This is a genomic window from Frigoribacterium sp. VKM Ac-2530 (assembly GCF_015350835.1).
Taxonomy (GTDB): Bacteria; Actinomycetota; Actinomycetes; order Actinomycetales; family Microbacteriaceae; genus Frigoribacterium.
Genome location: NZ_JADKSE010000001.1, coordinates 1,345,634 through 1,367,943, shown reverse-complemented (window position 1 = coordinate 1,367,943; position 22,310 = coordinate 1,345,634). Strand labels below are relative to the sequence as shown.

Below are 22,310 nucleotides of genomic sequence, written 5' to 3'. Positions count from 1 at the left end.
GCCCCGAGGCCGGTGCGTCGTCGTCGTCGCCTGAGTCCTCGACGGCTGTGCGCCCGCTGGCGCCGCCGTGCCTGCGCTGCCCTGCCCCGCCCGGCCCCGGGCGCCTCCCCGGCACATCGGTAGGTTGGGTCGATGACCGACATCGCCGTGACCGTCCTCCCCGCCCGTGACTCGTCCGGAGGGGGCGGCGACGTCTGGGGCGTCGACCCTGCGATGCGCGCCGTCGAGGCGACCGGCGCCAGGGCGGTCGCGCTCGGCGACGAGACACGGATGATCGTGGTCGGCGGCCGCGTCGACCAGGCCGAGCTGCGCCGGGCGATCGAGGAGCACCCCGACGTCTCGGTCGTGCAGCTGCCGAGTGCGGGCGTGGACTCGTACGTCGAGACGATGAGGGCCACCCGTCGCGACGGGCTCGTCTTCACCAGCGCGAAGGGCGCCTACAGCGCGCCGGTGGCCGAGCACGCGCTCGCGCTGACCTTGGCGACCCTGCGTTCGCTGCCCCTCCGAGCCCGTGCGGCCTCCTGGGAGGAGCAGCAGCGCGGGATCTCGCTCAACGGGGCGCGTGTGCTGATCATCGGCGCGGGCGGGATCGGCACCGAGCTGCTGCGGCTCCTGGGGGTCTTCGACGTCGAGGTGACGATGGTCGTGCGCACGCCTCGCGAGGTCCCGGGCGCCGTGCGCACCATCACCTCCGAGAGTCTCGTCGAGGTGCTGCCCGACATGGACGTCGTCGTGGTCGCGGCCGCCCTCACCGACGGCACGGCCAAGATCGTGGGCCGGGCCGAGCTCGAGGCCATGAAGCCGACCGCCGTGCTCGTGAACATCGCCCGAGGGCCCCTCGTCGACACCGACGCGCTCGTGGCGGCGCTCGCCGCGGGGTCGATCGGAGGAGCCGGCCTCGACGTGGTCGACCCCGAGCCGCTGCCCGACGGGCACCCCCTCTGGGACGAGCCCCTGGCGCTGATCACGCCCCACCAGGCGAACACGAACGCGATGACCGAGCCGCTGTTCCAGGCCCGCGTCGAGGAGAACATCCGGGCGCTCGCCGACGGCGGCCAGCCCGTCGGCGTCGTGGACGTCGACGCCGGGTACTGACCCCTGCTCGTCACCTGAGTCCTCGACACGGCGGTCCGCGTAGCCTCGCCCGCATGCTCAGCTCCGGCCCCGCCCGCCCCTCGTCGCGGCCCTCGCGTCCGTCACGCCCGACGCGCGCCCCCGACGACCGTTTCCGCGGCCGCATCGCGGGCTTCGGCACGTCCTCCGGCACCCGTGTGGTCATCGGAATGTGGGACGACTCGCCGCTCGGCCGCTTCGCCGACGTGATGATCGAGGACGCGGCGGGCCACCGCCTCCTGCTGGCGCCGTCGGACGAGGTCGCCGAGTACGTCTCGTCGACTTACTCGTTCGACGAGGTGCGGGTCGTCCCGGTCGCCCGGCGCCGGGTCGACGGCGGCATCGCCGTGACGGCCGGTGACCTCGAGGTGACGCTCGCCGTCGGGCCGATCTCGTGGCTCGGCGTGCTGCTGCGGCTGGTCCCGCGCGGCCTCGCGACCCGGCCGGCGTGGCTCACCCTCGTCGACCCCGTCGCCCGCGTGCTCGTCCGGGGCGCCCGCACGGCCGGCACCGCGGGCGGAGGCCGCCGCGAGTACTACGGCGTCACGCTGGTGCGCGACCTCGCCGCCGTCACGGCCGTCCGCGACGGCGTCGACCTCGGCTCGCTCGCACCGCTGTCGCCGCCCGTGCGCTTCGGGTTCGGCTCGGCGCCCGCACGGCCCAGCCTGGTCGACGTCGTCAGCACGATCCGCCGCCCCGCCTGAGCCGAGGAGGCGCGCGGCAGCCCCGCGACGACTCGCGCTGCCTGGATGGAGGAGGCACGCGACATCCCTGCGACGATTCGCGCGGCGAGGGGCGGCGCGCGTCCCGCAGCGGTCCTCGGGAATATCCCGCGCCTCCGGGCGGTCTCCCTCCGTGCACGTGCATGACGCGTCACCTACCCGCGTCGGAGCCCGCTGCACCACCGCACCACTTCAGCAAGGAGACCCCATGACCACCGTCCTCGTCCTCGTCGGCAGCCTGCGCGCCGGATCCACCAACAAGCAGATCGCCGAGACCGCGGTGCTGAACGCCCCCGAGGGCGTCACCCTGAGCGTCTACGACGGCATCGCGCACCTGCCGTTCTACAACGAGGACATCGACGTGGACGGCGCTCGTCCGGAGGCGGCCGTCGCGTTCCGCAGCGCGCTCAGCGGCGCCGACGCCGTGCTCGTCGTCACGCCCGAGCACAACGGCACCATCCCGGCCGTGCTCAAGAACGCGATCGACTGGGCGTCGCGCCCCTACGGCGAGAGCCAGATCTCGGGCAAGCCGGTCGCCGTCATCGGCAGCGCGTTCGGCCAGTTCGGCGGCGTGTGGGCGCAGGACGAGACCCGCAAGTCGTTCGGCATCGCCGGCGCGAAGGTCCTCGAGGACGTGACCCTGGCCATCCCCGGCTCGGTCGTCCGCTTCGCCGAGGTGCACCCCAAGGACGACGCCGAGGTCGTCGCGAAGCTCGCCGAGGTCGTCTCCGCGGTCGTGGCGTCGACGCGCAGCGACGCCGCCTAGTCGACTCTTCGCGAGCGTCGTCGCGGGCGCGACGAGCCAGCAGGAGGTGGGCGAGACCCTCGCGGTCTCGCCCGCTTCCGCGCGCGGCCGCCCGACACCCTGAATTCGGCGTCCCGAAGTTGTCTGATCAGGGCTTTTCTGGCGTCACGGCCGCCTCCGGCGTGCCAAGATCGACGGGTTCCGGGGCGACGACGCCCGCCGTCGCCGCCACCGAAAGGACCCGTCGTGAGCTTCTGGGCCCTCCTCTTCATCGCCCTCGGCGTCTCTGCCGACGCCTTCGCCGTCGCGCTCGGCAAGGGCCTGCACATGCGCCAGTTCTCGGTGCGCGGGGCCGCGGTCATCGCCGTGACGTTCGGTCTCTTCCAGGCGGCGATGCCCCTCGCGGGCTGGCTGCTCGGCACCGCCTTCGCCGGCTACATCGCCGACTTCGACCACTGGATCGCCTTCGGGCTCCTGGCCCTCATCGGCGCCAAGATGCTCTGGGAGGCCTTCACGAAGGGCGCGGACGACGACGAGGACGTCGACCGCATCTCCACCCGCGAACTGCTGCTGCTCGCGGTGGCCACGAGCATCGACGCCCTCGCCGTCGGCGTGACGCTCGCGTTCCTGCCGGTGTCCATCGGCGGGGCCGTGCTCCTGATCGGCGTGACGACGACCGTCCTCACCTTCGTCGGCGTGCTCGTCGGCCACCGCGTCGGAGCGCGCTTCGGCAAGCCGGCCGAGATCGCCGGCGGCGTCGTCCTGATCCTCATCGGCACGAGCATCCTGCTCGAGCACCTCGGAGTGCTGGCCTAGCCGGCCGCAGGCCCCGGACGACGGGTCGCGGGCCCGGAACTGCGGGCCGCAGATCGCGACGTCGGGGACGACGACAGGAGGCGCGGTGCCTGTCGCACCGCGCCTCCTCGTGTCCCGCAGCCTGCGTCAGCGGCGGCCGAGCCGACGCTCTCCGCCGGCGCCCAGCGCGTAGGGGAGGCCGTAGTGGGCGAAGACGTCCGCCTCCTGCGAGGCCTCGAGCTCGCCGTCGGTGTCGATGGACGGAGCGTCCTTGACGAGCTTCTTGTCGAACTGGACCTTGACGTGCTTGGGCGCGACGACCGCGCCGTCGAGCGGCACGAAGAGCAGCTTCTTGCCGACCAGGCCGGCCTGCACCGTCGCGAAGGACGGGCTGTCCGACGACGTGTCGAAGTAGACGCTCTCGAGCTGCCCGATCTTGTCGCCGTTCGGGTCGACGACCGGCAGGCCGATCCAGTCGCGCAGGTTCTCCGCTTCGAACATGACATCCCTCTCTGCTGCACGGATCAGGGCCGGCACGCGTGCCTTCGACGGTAGTAGCCCGGCGTGCGCGCGGGCCGGGCAGTGCGCGCGGGCCGGGCAGTGCGCGCGGGCCGGGCAGTGCGTGCGGGCGCGCCGTGCCGACCCGTGCAGCTCCGATCCGCCCCGCGGCGTCGAGGACTCAGGCGCGCGCGTCGAAGCCGGTCGCCGCCCCGGGCGCCTGGCACGATGGCGGCATGTCCGACCTGAGTCCTCGACGCGACCCTGCGTCGACGCCCGTCCTGCTCGTCGTCGACGTCGCCGACGGCGGCCGCGACGACCCTGCCTTCGAGGCGGAGCTGCAGCGCCTCACGGCCAGCGTCGTCGCGGCGGCGACCGCCGTGGGCTTCGTCGTCGACCGCGTGCCGGCAGCGCAGACGGCGCAGGCCGAGCTCGACGAGCGCCTGTCGGCGGCGGACGCGGTCATCGTCACCGGGGGAGAGGACGTCGACCCGTCCTTCTACGGCGGCGACCCCCGCGAGCCGCACCTCGGCCAGACGTTCCCCGCGGCGGACCGGGCCCAGGTCGCGATCGTCCGACGCGCCGTCGAGGAACGCACCCCGCTCGTCGGCATCTGCCGGGGCATGCAGCTCGTCAACGTCGCCCTCGGCGGCGACCTGGTGCAGCACCTCCACGACGGCGGACACGTCGGGGACGACACCGCCGACAGCATGGTCGACCACCGAGTGCTCGTCGAGCCCGACAGCGAGCTGGCGACGGCGCTCGGCGCGACGGAGCTCGACGTGCGGAGCTCCCACCACCAGGCCGTCGGCCGGGTCGCCCCGGGCCTCAGGGTCGTCGCGCGTGCCGACGACGGCACGATCGAGGCGGTCGAGCACGAGGAGGCGCCCGTCTGGTGCGTCCAGTGGCACCCGGAGGACGCAGGGTCGCGCGGCACCGTGCTCACCGACCTGCTGGAGGCGGCGCTGGCCGCACGCCGCGCCTCCTGACGCTGTCGGAGCTGTCGGAGCTGTCGCAGCTGTCGCAGCTGTCGCAGCTGTCGGAGCGGTCGGCAGCTGTCGGCAGCTCGTCGACCAGAGCGACGGCGCTGCGCCGGCCGCAAAACCGAATGTCGTTCCGGATCTTGCGGAGGGGACGGGGGGCCGTGCAACACTGGAGGGACGCCCTCGTCGTGGAGTGGCCCATCCCCGAACGCCCGCCCCTCCGCCGCGACGAGCGCGCTCCGCCTCCCGACACCGCCCGCGTCATCACGCCGGGTCCTGTCGGCTAGGTGGTCCCTCGACGAGCTGATCGTCGTGCGCGCCCGGCCGGCCCGTCCAGGAAGGCCTGACCGTGCCCCAGAACTCCCCGCGTCCCGACGACACCCGCACCGGCTCCGTGGCCCTCGCCCCCGAGCCCGACACTCAGAGCTCGACCCCGGCCCCGGCCTCGACCTACACGGGGTCCATGCGGGTCAGCGGCATCGACACTCCCGGCCCCGGTCCGACCCACGGCCACGACGGCACGCCGCACGTCCTCACCCCGTCGGCGATCGTCGGGATCGCCGTGCTCGGGCTGGCCACCTTCTTCGCCATCACGACCGAGCTGATGCCCGTGGGCCTGCTGTCGACGATGAGCGAGGACCTCGGGGTCACCGAGTCCCGCATGGGCGTCGTCATCACGGTCTACGCCCTCGCGGTCGCCCTGCTCGCGCTGCCGCTGACGTGGGTCACGGCGCGCGTGCCGCGGAAGGCCGTCCTCGTCGCGACCCTCGGCGGCTACACGGCGTCGAACCTGATCGTCGCGCTCGCCCCGAACTTCGAGACGGTCTGCGTGGGACGCGTCGTGGGCGGCGTCGCCCACGCCCTGTTCTTCTCGGTGGCCTCGGCGTACGCCACGCGCATCGTCCCGCCCCGGCTCGCGGGCCGCGCCATCGCGTTCGTCTACTCGGGCAGCTCCCTCGGCTTCGTGCTCGGCGTGCCCCTGGCCACGGCGGTCGGCGACCACCTCGGCTGGCGCTCCGCGGTGTTCGCCGTGGCGGTCGCCTCCGCCGTCCTCGCCGTCGTGGCGCTGGCGTTCCTGCCCGCGGTCCGGGGCGAGTCGTCGCCGCACCTCGGCTCGGTCGCGGCCTGGGCTCGTTCCGGTCTGCTCGCCGTCGTCGTCGCCGACCTCCTCCTCTTCGCCGGGCACTACGTCGTCTACACCTACGTCGGCCCGTACCTGATGACGGCCGGACTGGGCGACGACGCGGTCGCGCCGGCCCTCCTCGTGCTCGGGGTCACGGGCATCGTGGGGCTGCTCACCGCCGGGGCCTTCGTCGACCGAGCGCCGCGACAGACGCTCATCGCGGCCGTGGCCGTCATGGCGCTGGCGCTCGCCGTCCTGCCCCTCGTGCACGGCTCGCTCGTCGGCACCTTCGTGGTCGCCGGGCTCTGGGTCGCGGCCAACGGCACCACCGGGACCTTGTTCATGGCGGCGGCGATCCGCACCGGAGGCGTCAGTCCCGACATCGCCGGAGCTCTCGTCAACGCAGGCTCCAACGTCGGCATCGCGGGCGGGGCCGCGCTCGGCGCACAGGTGTTCGGCACGGCCGGGCTCGGCCTCGGCGCACTGCCGTTCGTCGCCGCCGTCGTGGTCGGGGCGAGCCTGGTGGTCGTCGTCCTCGGCCGCCGGGGCTTCCCTGTCTCGGGACACACGCAGTCGACCCTGTCGACGTCGAGCCTCCGCACGATCACGTCGTCCGTGTCGGTCGTGACGGCGTCGATCGCGACCGTGCAGGCGGCCCGCACGGGCTCGGTGCCGACCGGGCCCGCGGTGCGCGGCGGGCGCCGGAGCCGCTAGCCCCGGTCGGGGTCCGTCGGTCGCCTGCCGGCGCCTCCCGTGCTCGGGACCACCGGGGCGCGGGTGCCGTGTCGAGGACTCAGGCAGCGGCGCCCTCGAGGGTGCCCGATCGGCGGCGTGCACGGCGCGCACGGCGTCGTCTCCTGAAGGGTCGACGCCTGTCGACGCAGTCGACGCAGTCGAGCGGGGCGGCCCTCGTGTCGAGGACTCAGGCGTCGACGTCCTCGACCGGCTCCGACCCGCGGCACGCGCCTCCGCGGCGTCGCCGCCTCCTGATCGCTCGACACGGTCGCGCGCGAAGGGCGCCCGCGGCCCGGGATCAGCCCCCGGCGAGCCCGTTCTCGTAGGCGAAGATCACCGCGTGCACCCGGTCGCGCACGTCGAGCTTGGCCAGCACCCGTCCGACGTGCGTCTTGACCGTCGACTCGGACAGGAACAGCTCCCGGGCGATCTCCGAGTTGCTGAGCCCGCGTCCGATCGCGACGAGCACCTCGCGCTCGCGCTCCGAGAGCAGGTCGACCGAGGAGGCGCGACGCACGCCCGCAGGATCGGGCAGGCGCCCCCGGTACAGGTCGATCATCGCGCGGGTGACGCGCGGCGACACGATGGCGTCGCCCGCCGCCACGGTGCGGATCGCGGCGACCAGCTCGGCCGGGGGAGCGTCCTTGAGGAGGAAGCCGCTCGCGCCCGCGTTCAGGCCGCCGAAGGCGTACTCGTCGAGGTCGAACGTCGTCAGCACGAGCACGCGCGCCTCCGGGCGCGCCGCGACGATGCGGCGAGTGGCCTCGATCCCGTCGAGGGCGGGCATGCGCACGTCCATCAGGACGACGTCGGGCCGCAGCTCGGCGTCGCGCTCGACGGCGGACAGGCCGTCGGCGGCCTCGCCCACGATCCGGAGGCCCGGCTGGGCACCGAGCACCATGGCCATGCCGGCACGCAGCAGGTCCTGGTCGTCGACGAGCATGACGGTGATGTCGGTCACGGTGCCTCCTCGGGCAGCTGGTCGGCGTCGGCCGAGGCCGAGGCCGAGGTCGGGGTCGGGGTCGCGCGCGCGGCGGGCCGAGCGTGCGGCTCAGGGAGGGGCTGGGCGCTCGCCCCGGGTGACGGCTGAGCACCGGCGGCGCCGCCGGGTCCCGGCAGGGCGAGCCGCAGCCGCCACCCGCGCCCGCCCAGCTCCGGGCGCGGGCCGGCCTCGAGGGTCCCCCCGTACAGGGCGGCGCGCTCGCGGAGCCCGACGAGCCCGCGCTCCGTCCCGACCGAGGCGGCAGGGGCGGTGCCCGCGCCGTCGTCGACGACCTCCACGGTGACCCCGCCGAGCCCCAGCCCGAGCGCGTCGACGCTGCCGCTGCCGCCATCGCCGCTGCTGCTGCTGCCGCGGCCGCTGCCGCCGCTGCTGCCGCTGCCGCTGCCGGCACCGGCTCCCCGACCTTCGGCCCCGCGCAGGACCACCGCGACCCGCGTCGGCCCCTCGGCGTACCTCAGGGAGTTCGTCAGCCCCTCCTGCACCGTCCGGTAGAGGACCACCTGCAGGGCAGGAGCCGTCGGCAGCGCGCCCACGCGGGTGAGCGCGACGGGCAGTCCGGCCGTGCGGTAGGTCTCGACGAGGTCGTCGAGCCCGTCGAGCCCCGGCTGGGGAGCGAGCGCCGCAGCGTCGGCGTCGTCGTGCAGCACGCCGAGCAGGCGGCGCATGTCGGCCAGCGCCTCCCGCCCGACGACGCCGATCTGCCGCACGGCGTCGCGGCTGCGCGCCGGGTCGACCTCGGCGACCGCGTCGGCCCCGTCGGAGAGGCTGATCATCACGGACATGCCGTGGGCGACGACGTCGTGGAGCTCGCGGGCGATCCGCGCGCGTTCCGCGCCCGCGGCGAGGCGCGCCTCCTGGTCCCGGTCGCGTTCGAGCTGTGCGGCACGGTCGATGAGGGCGGCGAGGTACTGGCGCCGGCTGCGCACGTTCAGCCCGACGAGCACGACCACGACGATGCCGAAGGCCGCGACCAGGGGGGCCTCGACGCTCGGGACGACCGTCCCCGCGAGGGCGAGCGTCCCCACGACGGCCGCCGAGCAGACCCAGGCCCACCGCGCCCCGCGCTGGACCGCCACCGAGTAGAGCCCGATCAGCAGCGCCCACGGGAGGCTGACCGTGTCGAGGGCGTTCTGTGCGACGAGGGAGACCAGGGCGACGGCCGTCACGACGACGGGCGCCCTGCGGCGCAGCAGGAGGCTCGCGTAGGAGACCGCCCAGAGCGCGTACCAGGGCCACGGGGCAGGCAGCACGACGACCCACGTGTCGATCTTGGCGGTGCCGCTGATGAACGCCACGGCGCCCGCCGTGAGGGCGAGCACGACGTCGGCGGCCACCGGGTGCTCCGCGATGCGTCGTCGGATCAGGCCCGGAGGCCGCAGCGGCCCCGCGTCGGAGCCCCCGTCCGGCAGGCCGCCGGCGGGGGCTGCTCCGACCCCGGCGCGGGGCGGCCTCGGGGCCGACCCGGACGAGGAGGCGCGGCGGACGCGCATCTCAGACGTCGCGTCGCGCGGTGGCCCACGCCGCGGCCGCGGTCGGCACGACGAGCCAGGCGGCGAGCACGCCCACGTCGCGGCCCAGGTCGGCGACGGGCTCGGTGCCGGAGAAGAGCTGGCTCATGGTCGTCTCAGCGTACGTGAGGAGCAGGACGGACCAGTCGGATCCCTGGCCGGCGGTCAGCAGGATCACCGCGACGGGCAGCACGAGCAGCACGCCGAGGACGATGGCGATCGCCCCGGCCGAGCTCCGGACGAGGGTGGCGACCATCACGGTGAACACGGTGAGCACGGCCAGCCACGCCGCCGCGGCGCCGACGGCCTGGAGCACGGCGGGGTCGACGAGCGAGGTCCGCAGGCCCGTGCTCCACAGCAGCACGCTCGACGCGGCCCACGCCGCGACCGACGAGGCCACCGAGAGCACGACGGCGGCCCCTGCCGCGACGAGGGTCTTCGCCGCGAGCACGGGCAGCCGCCGGGGCACGGCGGAGTAGGTGGTCCGCTTCTGGCCGGTCGCGAACTCCTGGGTGACGAAGAGCACGACGAGCACGGCGACGAAGAGCTCGCCGACCGTCGTCGCCGGCGCCATCGTGCGGAGGGTGGTCGCCACCCCGCCCGCCAGCGCGCCGGCAGGGTCGGAGGCGTCGGTCAGGGCGACGGCGGCGCTCGCCGCGGCGGACAGGACGACGGTCAGCGCCGCGATCAGCCAGGTCGAGCGCACGCTCGTCAGCTTGGTCCGCTCCGACCAGGCGACGCGGGCGAAGGTCAGGCGCGGTGCGCGGTCGAGCGGGCTGAGCAGGGGGGCGGTGGTGGCGGTGGTCACGAGGTGTCTCCGATCGGGAGGAAGTGCGAGGAGGGAGGAAGAGAAGGGGGAGGAGGAGAGGACGAGGAGGCGGGCACGGAGCAGCCGCAGGCCGGAGCAGCGGAGCAGCGCGGCAGCGCGGCAGCGCGGCTCAGGCCCGTCGAGGACTCAGGAGGCGCGGGTCACGCGGCCCCGGCGGCGCCGGTCCCCGAGGCGCTCCCGTCGGTCACGCCTGAGTCCTCGACCCGGACCGGTACTCGACCGAGTCGTCGGTGAGGCCGAAGAAGGCGTCCTCGAGCGACGTCTGCGTGGGCGTCAGCTCGAACAGCAGCACGCCGGCCGGCGAGGCCGCCCGGGCGATCTGCTCCGCGGTGAGCCCCGCGACCTCGAGCCGATCCGCGGCGAGGCGCGTGACCGTCCCGCCGAGCGGTCGCAGCAGGGCCTCGAGGCGCTCGGTCGAGTCGGTCCGGACGGCGACCGTGCCGCCTCCCTGGCCGGCGAGCACGTCGGCGACGGAGGCGTCGGCGATGACCCGGCCCCGGCCGAGGACGACGAGGCGGTCGGCCGTCTGCGCCATCTCGCTCATCAGGTGGCTGGAGAGCAGCACGGCCCGGCCCTCGGCGGCGAGGGAGCGGCAGAGCTGCCGCACCCAGATCACGCCCTCGGGGTCGAGGCCGTTCACGGGCTCGTCGAGCACGAGCGTGTCCGGGTCACCGAGCAGGGCCGTCGCGATGCCGAGACGCTGGCCCATGCCGAGCGAGAAGGTGCCGGCGCGTCGGCGGGCGACCGACTCGAGGCCGGCGAGGCCGATGACCTCGTCGACGCGGCGCTCGGGGATGCCGTGCGTCCGGGCCACGGTCCGCAGGTGGTCGCGGGCGGTGCGCCCGGGGTGGACGGCTCCGGCGTCGAGCAGGACCCCCACCTCCTGCAGGGGAGCCGGGCTGTCGGCGTACCGGTTCCCGTTCACGGTGACCGTGCCCGACGTCGGCCGGTCGAGCCCGACGATCATGCGCATGGTGGTCGACTTGCCGGCGCCGTTCGGCCCGAGGAACCCGGTGACGGCCCCCGGAGCGACGGTGAACGAGACGTCGTCGACGGCGAGGGAGGCGCCGTGGCGCTTGGTGAGGTGGCTGGCTTCGATCATGGTCACGACGCTACGGAGAGCGGCGGCCGCCCTCGTCGGAGCAGGGTGCCGCCGTGGTGGTACCGCGGTACCACGCGTCGCGCGGCGTCACGGGCTCGGCCCGCGCCTCCGGCCTGTGGCAGTGTCGACCGGGTGACCGACGAGACCGCCCCGACGCCCGAGACCGCCCCGACGACCGCGCCCGCACCCGCACCCGCGCCCGCGCCCGCCGCGAAGAAGAAGCTGATCCTCAACCTCTTCGAGATGAACTGCGTCGGCCACATCACGCACGGCCTCTGGCGGCTGCCCGGCAACCACCGTCGCGAGTACACCGACATCCGCTACTGGACCGAGCTCGCGCGGCTGGCCGAGCAGGGCGGCTTCGACGCCGTGTTCCTCGCCGACGTGCTCGGCACCTACGACGTCTACCGCGACAGCCCGGCGCCGGCCCTGCTCGAGGGGATCCAGGCGCCCGCGAACGACCCGATGCTCGTCGTGCCGGCGATGGCCGCGGTGACCGAGCACCTCGGCTTCGGCGTCACCGCGTCGACGAGCTACGAGCCTCCCTTCGCGTTCGCGCGCCGCATGTCGACGCTCGACCACCTGACGGGGGGCCGTGTCGGCTGGAACGTCGTCACGTCGTACCTCCCGTCGGCCGCGCGCAACTTCGGGCTCGACGACCAGATCCCGAAGGAGGAGCGCTACGCCCGGGCGGCCGAGTACCTGGACGTGCTCTACAAGCTCTGGGAGGGCTCGTGGGAGGACGACGCCGTCGTCGCCGACCCGACCGCCGACGGCCTCGCGCCCGGCTCGGGCGTGTACACCGACCCGTCGAAGGTGCACACGATCGACCACGACGGCCGCTTCTACAAGGTCGTCGGGCCGCACCTCAGTGAGCCGTCGCCCCAGCGCACCCCCGTGCTGTTCCTCGCGACCGCGTCGCCGACCGGCGTGGAGCAGGCCGCCCGCAACGCCGAGGTCGTCTTCACCGGCGGGCGTGCCGTGGCCCGCGTGGCCGAGGCCACCCGCGCGGCCGCCGTCGAGGCAGGCCGGGCTGCCGACGACGTCCGCTTCATCGTGCAGGCCGGCGTGATCACGGCCGAGACCGAGGAGGCGGTGGCCGAGAAGCTGGCCCTCTACCGGTCGTTCGCCAGTGAGCAGGGCGCGCTCGTGCACCGCAGCGTCCCCTTCGACGCGCCGTCGCACGACCCCGCGACGACCGTCCGCGAGGCCCTCGTGGCGGAGGGGCGCCTCGAGCACCCGGGGGCCGCCTCCCTGCCTCTCGACATCACGGTCGGCGAGCTGATGGCGAGCGTGGACGAGGCCTGGGGCGGCGCGTTCTTCGTCGCCGGGACGCCGACGGTCGTCGCCGACGAGATCGAGCGCTGGCTCGACGAGGAGGGGATCGACGGCATCAACCTGCGGCAGTACCACTCGTACGACACGCTGCGCGACTTCGTCGAGCTGGTCGTGCCCGAGCTGCGCCGCCGCGGCCGGGTGCGCGAGGCGTACGTGCCGGGCGAGACGCTGCGCGAGCGGTACACGGGGGGCGGCCCGCGCCTCCCGGCGTCGCACCCGGCGGCGGCGTACCGGCGCTAGGTGGCGCGTCGCCCGGACGCCGTGAGTGCCGTCTAGGCGGCGCGGCGGACGCGGTAGCGCGCGGGCACCGAGGGCACGCGCAGCCAGGTGGTGCGGCGGACGCCGTCCGACGAGGTCCACTCGACGAAGACGGTGCCGAGCTCGGCGAGGGAGCCGATCTCGGTCGGCGTCGCGACGCCCATCGCCGAGCGGCGACGGAGGGCGTCCGAGCGGCGGGCGACGCCGCCGGGCAGCTCGACGACGACGTCGCGGGGGGTCTGGCCGCCGACGCGGCGGAGCACGAGGCAGGCGCCGAGCGGCAGGGCCGGGTCGCTGCCGTCGTTCGGGACGTCGAGCCAGGTGAGGAAGAACGAGGGCGCACGGCGCAGTCGGACCACGCGTTCGTGGCGGACCCGGCGGTCGTGGCGGAGCTGCTGCGGAGCGGAGGCGCGGACGGCGTCGGTGCCGTGTGCGGTCGAGTCCATCGTGGTGTTCCCCTGGGTCGTGGTCGGTCGGCGGCGGTCTCCCGGGGCCTGCACCCAGCGAACCGCGTCCCGGCCCGGGGGACAACGGGGGACGCGGCCCCGGTCCGGGGGGTCGCCGGTCCCCAGTGAGGGGGACACGAGGTCGGCGGCGGCGGGGACGGAAGGGGGTCGCGTCGAGGACTCAGGCGTGGTCGTCGTCGCCGCCCGGCACCGCCCGGCCCCACGGCGCACGGAGACGCCGCCGCCTGAGTCCTCGACGCGACCCGACGTGGCCGGCCGAGCCCGCCCGGCGCGGCCCCGTCGAGTGAGCGCTCACTAGACTGGACGACGCCACCGAGTCGAAGGAGTCTCATGCACAACTGGGCCGAGAACGTCGAGTACACGACGACCGACCTCCGCACCCCCACCTCGGTCGACGAGCTGCGCGACGTGGTCGCCTCCAGCCGTCGGGTCAAGGCCATCGGCTCGCGGCACTCGTTCAACCGGGTGGCCGACACCGACGGGGTGCTCGTCTCGACCGAGGCGCTCGGGCTGCCCATCGAGCTCGACCAGGCCGCGGGCACCGTCCGGGTCGGGGCCGGCACCACGCACGCCGTCCTCGCCCGCGAGCTGCAGGCCCGGGGCCGGGCCCTGCCGAACCTCGCCTCGCTGCCGCACATCAGCGTGGCCGGCGCCGTCCAGACCGGCACCCACGGTTCCGGGGTCCGCAACCCCGCGCTCTCGGCCAGCGTCGCCGCGGTCGAGATCGTGCGGGCCGACGGCTCGCTCGACGTCGTCCGCCGGGGCGACGACGCGTTCGGCGCCTCCGTCGTGGGTCTCGGCGCCCTCGGCATCGTGACCGCGCTGGTGCTCGACACCGTGCCGACGTTCGACGTCGTGCAGACCGTCCACCACGACCTCCCGTGGGAGGCGGCCCTCGAGAACTTCGACGCACTGATGGCGCACGCCTACAGCGTCAGCCTCTTCACGCGGTGGACCGGCGACGTCGTCGGCCAGGTCTGGGCCAAGGCGCGGGTCGGCGACGCCCCGCTCGCGACGCCGCTCGACCTCGTCGCGCTCGGCGCTCGCCCCGCCTCCGAGGCCGTGCACATGCTGCCCGACACGGCGGCCGACGCCGTCACCCCGCAGCTCGGCGTCCCCGGCCCGTGGCTCGACCGGCTGCCGCACTTCCGCGCCGAGTTCACCCCGAGCGCGGGGGAGGAGATCCAGAGCGAGTACCTCGTCCCCGCCGAGCACGCCCCGGCCGCCGTCGAGGCCCTCCGAGCGATCGGCGAGAGCCTGGCCGACGTGATCTTCGTCAGCGAGATCCGCAGCGTCGCGGCCGACGACGCCTGGCTCAGCCCGAGCGGCGGCCGCGACAGCATCGCGTTCCACTTCACCTGGCGCCGCGACACGGAGACGGTGCTCGCGGTGCTCCCGAGCGTCGAGGAGGCGCTGGCCCCGTTCGACGCCCGCCCCCACTGGGGCAAGGTGGCCGGCCTCGACCACGGGGTGCTGCGTCGTCGCTACCCTCGACTCGACGACTTCGCGGCCCACGCCGCCGCCGTCGACCCGGAGGGCCGGTTCCGCAACGCGCACCTCGACCACACCGTCTTCGGAGGAGCCGCCCGTGCCTGAGACCACCACCGCCACCGCCGTCACCGACCCGGCGACGCCTGCCGCCGTCCCCGTCAGCGGCATCCGGACCGTGCTCGAGCACGGTCCGTACCGGGCCGAGATCGCCGGGGTCGGTGCCACGCTGCGTTCGCTGACGCACGACGGTCGCGACCTCGTCGTCCCGTTCGGCCTCGACGAGGTGCGTCCGCTGTACCGCGGCGCGCTGCTCGCCCCGTGGCCGAACCGGGTCGTCGACGGCTCGTGGGACGACGACGGGGTCGAGCGCCAGCTGCCGATCACCGAGGTCGAGCGCGGACACGCGCTGCACGGCCTCGTGCAGTGGAGCGACTGGGACGTCGACGCGACCAGTCCGAGAGAGCCGCACCGCGCCTCCCTCGTGACCCAGCTCGCACCGAGCGACGGCTACCCCTACCGCCTCGAGCTCCGGGCCGTGTACGCGCTCGGCGACGCCGGCCTCGTCACCACCGTCACGGCGACGAACGTCGGGCAGGGCACGGCTCCGTACGGCGTCGCGCCGCACCCCTACCTCGTCGCCGGCGAGGGCCGGGTCGACGACTGGTCGCTGCTGCTCCCCGCGGCGAGCTACCTCGAGGTCACCGAGGAGCGCCTCGTCCCCACCGGCGTGCACGGCGTCACCGAGCGCGAGGGCTTCGACTTCCGCGAGGCCCGCCCCGTCGGCGACCTGTTCGTCGACCACGCCTTCACCGAGATCGACTCGGACGCCGAGGGCCGCGCCACGGTCGAGGTCGTCGCCCGCGACGGCCGCGGCGTCGCGATGTCGTGGGCCGTCTCCGAGCTGCCCTGGGTCCAGGTGCACACCGGCGACCGCCCCGAGCCCGAGCTCGACCGCCTCGGCCTCGCCGTCGAGCCGATGACCTGCCCGCCCGACGCCTTCACGAGCGGCGTCGACCTCGTCCGCCTCGCGCCGGGGGAGTCGCACACCGCGTCGTGGACCATCGCCGCGATCGCCTGACCCGGCCCCGCAGGGGGCGCGACGGGGCCCGGGAGGAGGCGCGGCCCGGCCGAGCAGGCCGTGTCGCGCCCGGCTCCGGCCCGACCACCTACGCGCCGATCGGCTCCGCCCCGAGCGGGGCCGCCTGCCAGGTGACCGCCGAGACGGCGCCGAGCGACCACCGGGCGAGCACGGCGTCGAGGGCGCGCCGGGTGCGGCGGGCTGCGAGCTCGTCGCGCACCACGACGTCGAAGCGCAGCATCTCGGGCAGCTCGGTGAGCAGCACCGTCCCCGCGTCGGCGAGCTGCACGAGGTACTGCCCCTCGTCGACGCGCGCCGTCGTGTGCTCCGCCAGGAGCCGCCGCGACAGCCAGAACAACCCGGCGCTGTCGTGCGCGGTGTGGACGGTGGCCGTGACGGTGATCATGCGCACATCGTGCCCCGCGTTCCGCTCAGGCCCGTGAACGGCGTGTATCCGGCGTGTGAACCCTGGCCCCCGAGCGCGCGACTTGACATCGGTCCCGGCCTGCCTCATAGTTGCCCCGGACCACAGATGTGAGCGCTCACATGAAACGGTCACATCCGCTTCGTCGGGTCGGCACAGCAGCCGCACCGGAGACGCACGGCCCCGACATCGGCGCCGCCCAGCACCACCTGCCACACCTCCCGCATCGCCTGCCGCACCCCCCGCACCGTCCCGCGCACCAGCGACACACCACCTGACGAAGAGGTCACCTGTGAACCGCACCGCTCGCACCGCCCCCGCCGCCTCGGCCCCGCGCCGGGCCGCAGCCGACTCCTCGGCCGCTCGCGCCGCCTCCTCAGCACCTGCGCCGGCCGCTCGCGTCGCCGCCGCCTCGGCCCTCCGCGCTTCCGCCCCCGCCTAGGCCCCCCAGCTCCGGCGCACCTCCCCGTGCGCCGGCCGGCTCGACGCGACCCCGGTCGCGACCCGCCGCCCCCGGCCCGGTCCCGCGACGTCCCGCCGCCCGGCCCCGCCGATCCCTGCACCACCCACGCAGCACACCATCCGTCATCGACGACGCCGTCGAGATGACACGGACACGAAGGAATCCCCGTGAACAAGAAGAAGCTCCTCGTCGGCATCGTCGCCGCAGGTCTCGCCGTCTCCCTCGCCGGCTGCGCCGGCGGCGGTCGCGGCGGCGACAGCGGCAGCAGCGGCGACAGCGGCGGAGACAACTCGGGCGCCCTCGTCGGCGTCGCGATGCCCACGAAGGTCTCCGAGCGCTGGATCAAGGACGGCGACGCCGTCAAGAGCGCGCTCGAGGACAAGGGCTACAAGGTCGACCTCGAGTACGCCGACAACAAGATCCCGCAGCAGGTCCAGCAGGTCAGCAACATGATCACCAAGGGCGCGAAGGTCCTCATCGTCGCCTCGATCGACGGCGGCTCGCTCAGCGACCAGCTCGACTCGGCCGCCAAGGCCGGCATCAAGGTCATCTCGTACGACCGCCTCCTGACGGGCAACGAGAACGTCGACTACTACGTCTCGTTCGACAACTACAAGGTGGGCGTCGACCAGGGCACCAGCCTCCTGACGGGCCTCGGCCTCGTCGACGCCGACGGCAAGAAGGTCGACGGCGCCGAGCCCAAGACCATCGAGGTCTTCGCCGGCAGCCCCGACGACAACAACGCGACCTTCTTCTTCAACGGCGCGATGGACACCCTCAAGCCCTACATCGAGGACGGCTCGCTGACCATCGGCTCCGGCCAGGACCAGTTCACGCAGGCCGCCACGCAGCAGTGGGACCCCGCGACCGCCAAGGCCCGCATGCAGAACCTGGTCGCGTCGACCTACTCGGGCGGCACCAAGCTCGACGGCGTGCTCTCGCCCTACGACGGCATCTCGATCGGCATCATCTCGGCGCTCGAGGGTGCCGGCTACTCCGACGACACTCTTCCGATCGTCACCGGCCAGGACGCCGAGGCCGCCTCGGTCAAGTCGATCATCGCCGGCCAGCAGTACTCGACCATCTACAAGGACACCCGTCAGCTCGCTGACCAGTCCGTCGTGATGGCCGACGACATCCTCAACGGCAAGACGCCCGAGACGAACGACGACAAGACGTACGACAACAAGGTCAAGGTCGTCCCGACGTACCTGTTCCAGCCCGTCACCGTCACCAAGGACAACTACAAAGAGGTCCTGATCGACAGCGGCTACTACACCGAGGACGACCTCAAGTAGGTCTGCCCTCCCCGGGGCGCAGGAGGTGCGGTGCACCCGCTCCGCACCTCCTGCGCCCCACAGCTCCGCCCCACCCCATGCACGAAAGAAGGAACACGTGGCGAACACGATCCTCGAGATGCGCGACATCACGAAGACGTTCCCCGGCGTCAAGGCCCTGCAGGACGTCACGCTGGAGGTCGAGCGCGGCCAGGTCCACGCGATCTGCGGCGAGAACGGCGCCGGCAAGTCGACGCTGATGAAGGTGCTGTCGGGGGTCTACCCGTCGGGCTCGTTCGACGGCCAGATCCTGCTCGACGGCCAGCCCGTCGACTTCAAGAACATCAACGACTCCGAGGCCGCGGGCGTCGTGATCATCCACCAAGAACTGGCGCTCAGCCCGTTCCTGTCGATCGCCGAGAACATCTTCCTCGGCAACGAGCAGTCCAAGGGCGGCTTCATCGACTGGAACAAGACGAACCTCGACGCCGCCGGCCTCCTGGCCCGCGTCGGCCTGCGCGACAACCCCGTCACCAAGGTGACCGACATCGGCGTCGGCAAGCAGCAGCTGGTCGAGATCGCGAAGGCGCTGTCGAAGCGCGTGAAGCTGCTCATCCTCGACGAGCCGACCGCCGCCCTGAACGACGACGACTCCGCCCACCTGCTCGACCTGATCAAGAGCCTGCAGGGGCAGGGCATCACGTCGATCATCATCAGCCACAAGCTGAACGAGATCAAGTCGATCGCTGACAAGGTCACGATCATCCGTGACGGCAAGACGATCGAGACCCTCGACATGCACGCGGGCGAGGTCACCGAGGACCGGATCATCAAGGGCATGGTCGGCCGCGACCTCGAGAGCCGGTACCCGTCGCACGAGTCGACGATCGGCGAGGAGCTGCTCCGCATCGAGGACTGGACCGTCCACCACCCGCTCGACGCGAGCCGCGAGATCATCCACCAGGCGAACCTCAACGTGGCCGCCGGCGAGATCGTCGGCATCGCGGGCCTGATGGGCGCCGGGCGCACCGAGCTCGCGATGAGCGTCTTCGGCAAGAGCTACGGAACGGGCATCTCGGGCACCGTCTACAAGCGGGGCCAGAAGATCGACACCAGCACGGTGAGCAAGGCCATCGACGCCGGCATCGCCTACGCCACCGAGGACCGCAAGAAGTACGGCCTCAACCTGATCGACGACATCACCCGCAACGTCTCGGGCTCGGCCCTCCGCAAGCTGGCGAAGGCCGGCTTCGTGAACAGCTCGGAAGAGAGCACGGTCGCCGAGGGCTACCGCAAGAGCATGAACATCAAGGCGCCGAACGTGGCCGCCCTGACGGGCAAGCTCTCCGGCGGCAACCAGCAGAAGGTCGTGCTGTCGAAGTGGATGTACACCGACCCCGACGTGCTGATCCTCGACGAGCCCACCCGCGGCATCGACGTCGGCGCAAAGTACGAGATCTACACGATCATCAACCAGCTCGCGGACGCCGGCAAGGGCGTGATCGTCATCTCGAGCGAGCTGCCCGAGCTGCTCGGCATCTGCGACCGCATCTACACCCTCTCGGAGGGGCGCATCACGGCCGACGTGCCCGTCGCCGAGGCGACCCCCGAGTTCCTCCTGAAGTACATGACCCTCGAACGAGAGAGCCCCGTCAATGAGCGCGCCTAGCCCCACCCAGGCCACCGACCCGAAGCCCACGGGCGGGTCGCCCACCTCCCGTCAGCCGCAGAGCGGCTCCGGCGGCAACCCCCTCGTCGGGGCGGTCTCGTACCTCGGAGGCCAGCTGCGCCAGATCGGCCTCTTCATCGCGCTGATCGTCATCGTGCTGTTCTTCCAGATCACGACGAACGGCATCACGCTGGCGCCGATCAACGTGTCGAACCTGGTGGTGCAGAACAGCTACATCCTGATCCTCGCCATCGGCATGGTGATGGTCATCATCGCCGGCCACATCGACCTCTCGGTCGGCTCCATCGTCGCCTTCACGGGTGCCATGGCCGGCGTCATGATCACGCAGTGGGGCCTGCCCTGGCCCGTCGCGGTCGTCCTCTGCCTCGTGCTCGGCGGCCTGGTCGGCGCCTGGCAGGGCTTCTGGATCGCCTACTTCGGCATCCCGGCCTTCATCGTCACCCTGGCGGGCATGCTCGCCTTCCGCGGCGCGGCGCAGATCGCCCTGCAGACGCAGCAGATCTCGCCGTTCCCCCAGGGCTTCCGCGACATCGGCTCCGGGTTCCTCCCGACGTTCGGGTCGACCGGCTACGAGCCGCTGACGCTCGTGCTCGGCGCGATCGCCGCCGTGGCCCTGATCGGCACCGGCCTCCGTGGCCGTGCCACGCGTCGCAAGTACCAGCTCGAGGACGAGCCGTTCCTGTGGTTCGTCACGAAGATGGTCTTCACCGTCGGCCTCGTCATGTACATCGGGTTCCTCCTCGCCAGCTACTCGGGCACCCCGATCGTCCTCGTCGTCCTCGCCGTGCTCGTGGTCGTGTACTCGACGGTCATGAAGAACTCGGTCTTCGGCCGCCACGTCTACGCCATCGGCGGCAACCTGCACGCCGCCGAGCTGTCGGGCATCAAGACGAAGCGCGTCACGTTCCTGCTGTTCGTCAACATGGGCGTCATCTCCGCCCTCGCCGGCCTGGTCTTCACCGGCCAGCTGAACCTCGCCAGCGGCAGCGCCGGCAACGGGTTCGAGCTCGACGCCATCGCGGCCGTCTTCATCGGCGGCGCGGCGGTCACGGGCGGCATCGGCACGGTCACCGGCGCCATCGTCGGAGGCCTGATCATCGGCATCCTGAACAACGGCATGTCGATCCTCGGCGTCGGCAGCGAGTACCAGTCCCTCATCAAGGGGCTCGTGCTCCTCGCCGCGGTCGCGTTCGACGTCTTCAACAAGCGTCGCGCCGGCTCGAGCACCAAGTAGCAGCAGCGAACGAACGAGCGAGCACCAGCTCAGCTCGGCGAGACTCGTCGACCGGTCGGTCGGTCGACGGATCAGGAGGCGCGGCCCAGGGGGGACCGCGCCTCCGTCGTACCTGGGCACAGCCGACGCCCGCACCTGAGTCCTCGACGGCGCCGGCCTGGCCGGCCCGGGCGGCTGGCACCGGGGCCGGCCCACCGCCCCGGGCGGCTGGCACCGGGGCCGGCCCACCGCCCCGGCCTCCGGGCACCGGGGCCGGCCCACCGCCCCGGGGCACAAACCGAACGACCTTTAGGATCAGACAGTGGCAACCCTCTTCGACGTCGCGGCCGAGGCCGGCGTATCGCACCAGACGGTGTCGCGCGTCGTCAACGGCGACCCCACCGTGCGCCCGGCGACGAAGGCGAAGGTCGACGCGGCCGTCGAGAAGCTGAGCTACCGGCCGAGCCTGACGGCGCGAGCGCTCGCCAGCCGCAAGACCCGCTCGATCGGCCTGATCAGCACCGGGTTCCCGTTCTACGGCCCGTCGAGCACGATGCACGGGTTCAACGGCGCCGCTCGCCGCGCCGGCTACCAGGTGTCGATGGCCACCCTCGACGGCGACGACGCCCGGGCCGTGCAGCAGGCCGTCGACGCCTTCGTCGGCCAGGCGGTGGCCGCCATCGTGCTCATCGCGCCCGACGCCGAGGCCCTCGACGTGCTGCGCTCCTCCCGGGTGGCGGTCCCCCTGGTCACCGCCGACAGCGTCGCCGAGGACGGCCACCACGCCGTGTCGATCGACCAGGCCGCCGGCGCCGAGCTCGCCGTCGAGCACCTCGCCTCGCTCGGCCACCGTTCCGTCGCCCACGTGGCGGGGCCCGAGGCCTGGATGGACGGGCGCGACCGCGAGCGAGGCTGGCGCGACGCGTGCGAGCGGCTCGGCCTCGACGCGGGGCCGCTGCTGCGCGGGGACTGGACGCCCGCCTCCGGGCACAGGCTGGGCCTCGAGCTCGCCGAGCGCGGAGACGTCACCGCGGTGTTCTGCGCCAACGACCAGATGGCGCTGGGTGCCGTGCACGCGTTCTGCGACGCCGGCCTCGAGGTGCCGCGCGACGTGAGCATCGTCGGCTTCGACGACGTGCCGGAGGCGGCCCACTTCCTTCCTCCGCTCACGACCGTCCGGCAGGACTTCGAGGCGCTCGGCCGCCGCATCATGGACACGGTCGAGGCCGTGCTCGCGGGCGACGACGAGACCGTCGACGCCGTGCTCCCCGAGCTGGTCGTCCGGCGCTCGACGGCGCCGCCCCGGCTCTGAGCCGTCGCCGGGCAGGCGTCGAGCCGGCCTCGTCGGGTCCTCTCCGGGGCCCCCTCCGCGTTGCACGCACCACCCGCGGCGTGTGAGAATGTGAGCGCTCACTTTCGCGTGGGCCCCTCACCAGACCCGCCCCTCCGGGGCTC

21 protein-coding genes are annotated in these 22,310 nt (G+C 73.4%); 14 read left to right on the top strand and 7 right to left on the bottom strand.

Annotated features, from left to right (window positions below; genetic code table 11):
- The first annotated feature begins 132 nt into the window (after positions 1 to 132).
- From ITJ48_RS06435 to ITJ48_RS06420, 4 genes are all read left to right on the top strand, one after another.
- Entirely contained in the window at positions 133 to 1,095 is a 963-nt protein-coding gene (locus ITJ48_RS06435) for a D-isomer specific 2-hydroxyacid dehydrogenase family protein (RefSeq protein ID WP_228506216.1), read from the top strand.
- A gap of 53 nt (positions 1,096 to 1,148) precedes the next feature.
- Positions 1,149 to 1,817 (top strand): hypothetical protein, encoded by a 669-nt coding sequence (locus ITJ48_RS06430; protein WP_228506215.1) that lies wholly within the window; start codon positions 1,149 to 1,151, stop codon positions 1,815 to 1,817.
- A 226-nt stretch (positions 1,818 to 2,043) separates the two neighbouring features.
- Positions 2,044 to 2,601, top strand: coding sequence for an NADPH-dependent FMN reductase (locus tag ITJ48_RS06425; RefSeq protein WP_123546805.1), 558 nt, complete (start codon positions 2,044 to 2,046; stop codon positions 2,599 to 2,601).
- A 225-nt stretch (positions 2,602 to 2,826) separates the two neighbouring features.
- On the top strand, positions 2,827 to 3,396 hold the full coding sequence (locus ITJ48_RS06420) for a manganese efflux pump MntP family protein (RefSeq protein ID WP_194612842.1): 570 nt from the start codon (positions 2,827 to 2,829) through the stop codon (positions 3,394 to 3,396).
- Positions 3,397 to 3,522: 126 nt separating this feature from the next.
- Here ITJ48_RS06420 and ITJ48_RS06415 read toward each other — a convergent pair whose 3' ends face one another.
- Complete coding sequence (locus tag ITJ48_RS06415; protein ID WP_194612841.1) at positions 3,523 to 3,876, bottom strand: PRC-barrel domain-containing protein; 354 nt, start codon at positions 3,874 to 3,876, stop codon at positions 3,523 to 3,525.
- A 233-nt stretch (positions 3,877 to 4,109) separates the two neighbouring features.
- Between ITJ48_RS06415 and ITJ48_RS06410 the strand changes: the two genes are divergently transcribed.
- On the top strand, positions 4,110 to 4,862 hold the full coding sequence (locus ITJ48_RS06410) for a gamma-glutamyl-gamma-aminobutyrate hydrolase family protein (RefSeq protein ID WP_194612840.1): 753 nt from the start codon (positions 4,110 to 4,112) through the stop codon (positions 4,860 to 4,862).
- Between the two features lie 343 nt (positions 4,863 to 5,205).
- A complete protein-coding gene (locus ITJ48_RS06405) occupies positions 5,206 to 6,693 on the top strand; it encodes an MFS transporter (RefSeq protein WP_194612839.1) in 1,488 nt (495 codons plus the stop codon).
- A gap of 319 nt (positions 6,694 to 7,012) precedes the next feature.
- On the opposite strand, the gene ITJ48_RS06400 is transcribed toward ITJ48_RS06405, so the two are convergent.
- The 4 genes from ITJ48_RS06400 to ITJ48_RS06385 form a co-directional block, all read right to left on the bottom strand.
- Entirely contained in the window at positions 7,013 to 7,675 is a 663-nt protein-coding gene (locus tag ITJ48_RS06400) for a response regulator (RefSeq protein ID WP_370544806.1), read from the bottom strand.
- Positions 7,672 to 9,051 (bottom strand): histidine kinase, encoded by a 1,380-nt coding sequence (locus tag ITJ48_RS06395; protein ID WP_194612838.1) that lies wholly within the window; start codon positions 9,049 to 9,051, stop codon positions 7,672 to 7,674. Before ITJ48_RS06395 ends, ITJ48_RS06400 begins: the two co-directional genes overlap by 4 nt.
- A 157-nt stretch (positions 9,052 to 9,208) precedes the next feature.
- A complete protein-coding gene (locus ITJ48_RS06390; protein ID WP_194612837.1) occupies positions 9,209 to 10,033 on the bottom strand; it encodes a hypothetical protein in 825 nt (274 codons plus the stop codon).
- A gap of 205 nt (positions 10,034 to 10,238) precedes the next feature.
- Entirely contained in the window at positions 10,239 to 11,156 is a 918-nt protein-coding gene (locus ITJ48_RS06385) for an ABC transporter ATP-binding protein (protein WP_194612836.1), read from the bottom strand.
- Positions 11,157 to 11,288: 132 nt separating this feature from the next.
- Between ITJ48_RS06385 and ITJ48_RS06380 the strand changes: the two genes are divergently transcribed.
- On the top strand, positions 11,289 to 12,734 hold the full coding sequence (locus ITJ48_RS06380) for an NtaA/DmoA family FMN-dependent monooxygenase (protein WP_370544805.1): 1,446 nt from the start codon (positions 11,289 to 11,291) through the stop codon (positions 12,732 to 12,734).
- A 32-nt stretch (positions 12,735 to 12,766) separates the two neighbouring features.
- On the opposite strand, the gene ITJ48_RS06375 is transcribed toward ITJ48_RS06380, so the two are convergent.
- Positions 12,767 to 13,198, bottom strand: a complete 432-nt coding sequence (locus ITJ48_RS06375; protein WP_194612835.1) for a hypothetical protein — start codon at positions 13,196 to 13,198, stop codon at positions 12,767 to 12,769.
- 351 nt (positions 13,199 to 13,549) lie between these two features.
- Between ITJ48_RS06375 and ITJ48_RS06370 the strand changes: the two genes are divergently transcribed.
- Together ITJ48_RS06370 and ITJ48_RS06365 are read left to right on the top strand one after the other, a co-directional pair.
- Complete coding sequence (locus tag ITJ48_RS06370; RefSeq protein ID WP_194612834.1) at positions 13,550 to 14,815, top strand: FAD-binding protein; 1,266 nt, start codon at positions 13,550 to 13,552, stop codon at positions 14,813 to 14,815.
- Complete coding sequence (locus ITJ48_RS06365) at positions 14,808 to 15,788, top strand: aldose 1-epimerase family protein (protein WP_370544804.1); 981 nt, start codon at positions 14,808 to 14,810, stop codon at positions 15,786 to 15,788. Before ITJ48_RS06370 ends, ITJ48_RS06365 begins: the two co-directional genes overlap by 8 nt.
- An 88-nt stretch (positions 15,789 to 15,876) precedes the next feature.
- Here the strand turns inward: ITJ48_RS06365 and ITJ48_RS06360 are convergent, their stop codons facing one another.
- Positions 15,877 to 16,194 carry a hypothetical protein gene (locus ITJ48_RS06360; protein WP_194612833.1) on the bottom strand — a complete coding sequence of 106 codons (318 nt, stop codon included), beginning with the start codon at positions 16,192 to 16,194 and terminating at the stop codon, positions 15,877 to 15,879.
- A gap of 310 nt (positions 16,195 to 16,504) precedes the next feature.
- Here ITJ48_RS06360 and ITJ48_RS06355 point away from each other — a divergent pair, with 310 nt between their 5' ends.
- The 5 genes from ITJ48_RS06355 (at position 16,505) to ITJ48_RS06335 (ending at position 22,167) form a co-directional block, all read left to right on the top strand.
- Positions 16,505 to 16,654 (top strand): hypothetical protein, encoded by a 150-nt coding sequence (locus ITJ48_RS06355; protein WP_194612832.1) that lies wholly within the window; start codon positions 16,505 to 16,507, stop codon positions 16,652 to 16,654.
- Between the two features lie 188 nt (positions 16,655 to 16,842).
- Positions 16,843 to 17,973 (top strand): multiple monosaccharide ABC transporter substrate-binding protein, encoded by a 1,131-nt coding sequence (gene chvE / locus ITJ48_RS06350; protein WP_194612831.1) that lies wholly within the window; start codon positions 16,843 to 16,845, stop codon positions 17,971 to 17,973.
- A gap of 97 nt (positions 17,974 to 18,070) precedes the next feature.
- The gene (gene mmsA, locus ITJ48_RS06345) at positions 18,071 to 19,621 is read left to right on the top strand and encodes a multiple monosaccharide ABC transporter ATP-binding protein (protein WP_194612830.1); all 1,551 of its coding nucleotides are present in this window, start codon (positions 18,071 to 18,073) and stop codon (positions 19,619 to 19,621) included.
- Positions 19,608 to 20,876, top strand: a complete 1,269-nt coding sequence (gene mmsB / locus ITJ48_RS06340) for a multiple monosaccharide ABC transporter permease (protein ID WP_192042731.1) — start codon at positions 19,608 to 19,610, stop codon at positions 20,874 to 20,876. Before mmsA ends, mmsB begins: the two co-directional genes overlap by 14 nt.
- Positions 20,877 to 21,177: 301 nt before the next feature.
- Positions 21,178 to 22,167: a LacI family DNA-binding transcriptional regulator gene (locus ITJ48_RS06335; protein ID WP_194612829.1), complete on the top strand. Its 990-nt coding sequence runs from the start codon at positions 21,178 to 21,180 to the stop codon at positions 22,165 to 22,167.
- Positions 22,168 to 22,310 lie beyond the last annotated feature (143 nt).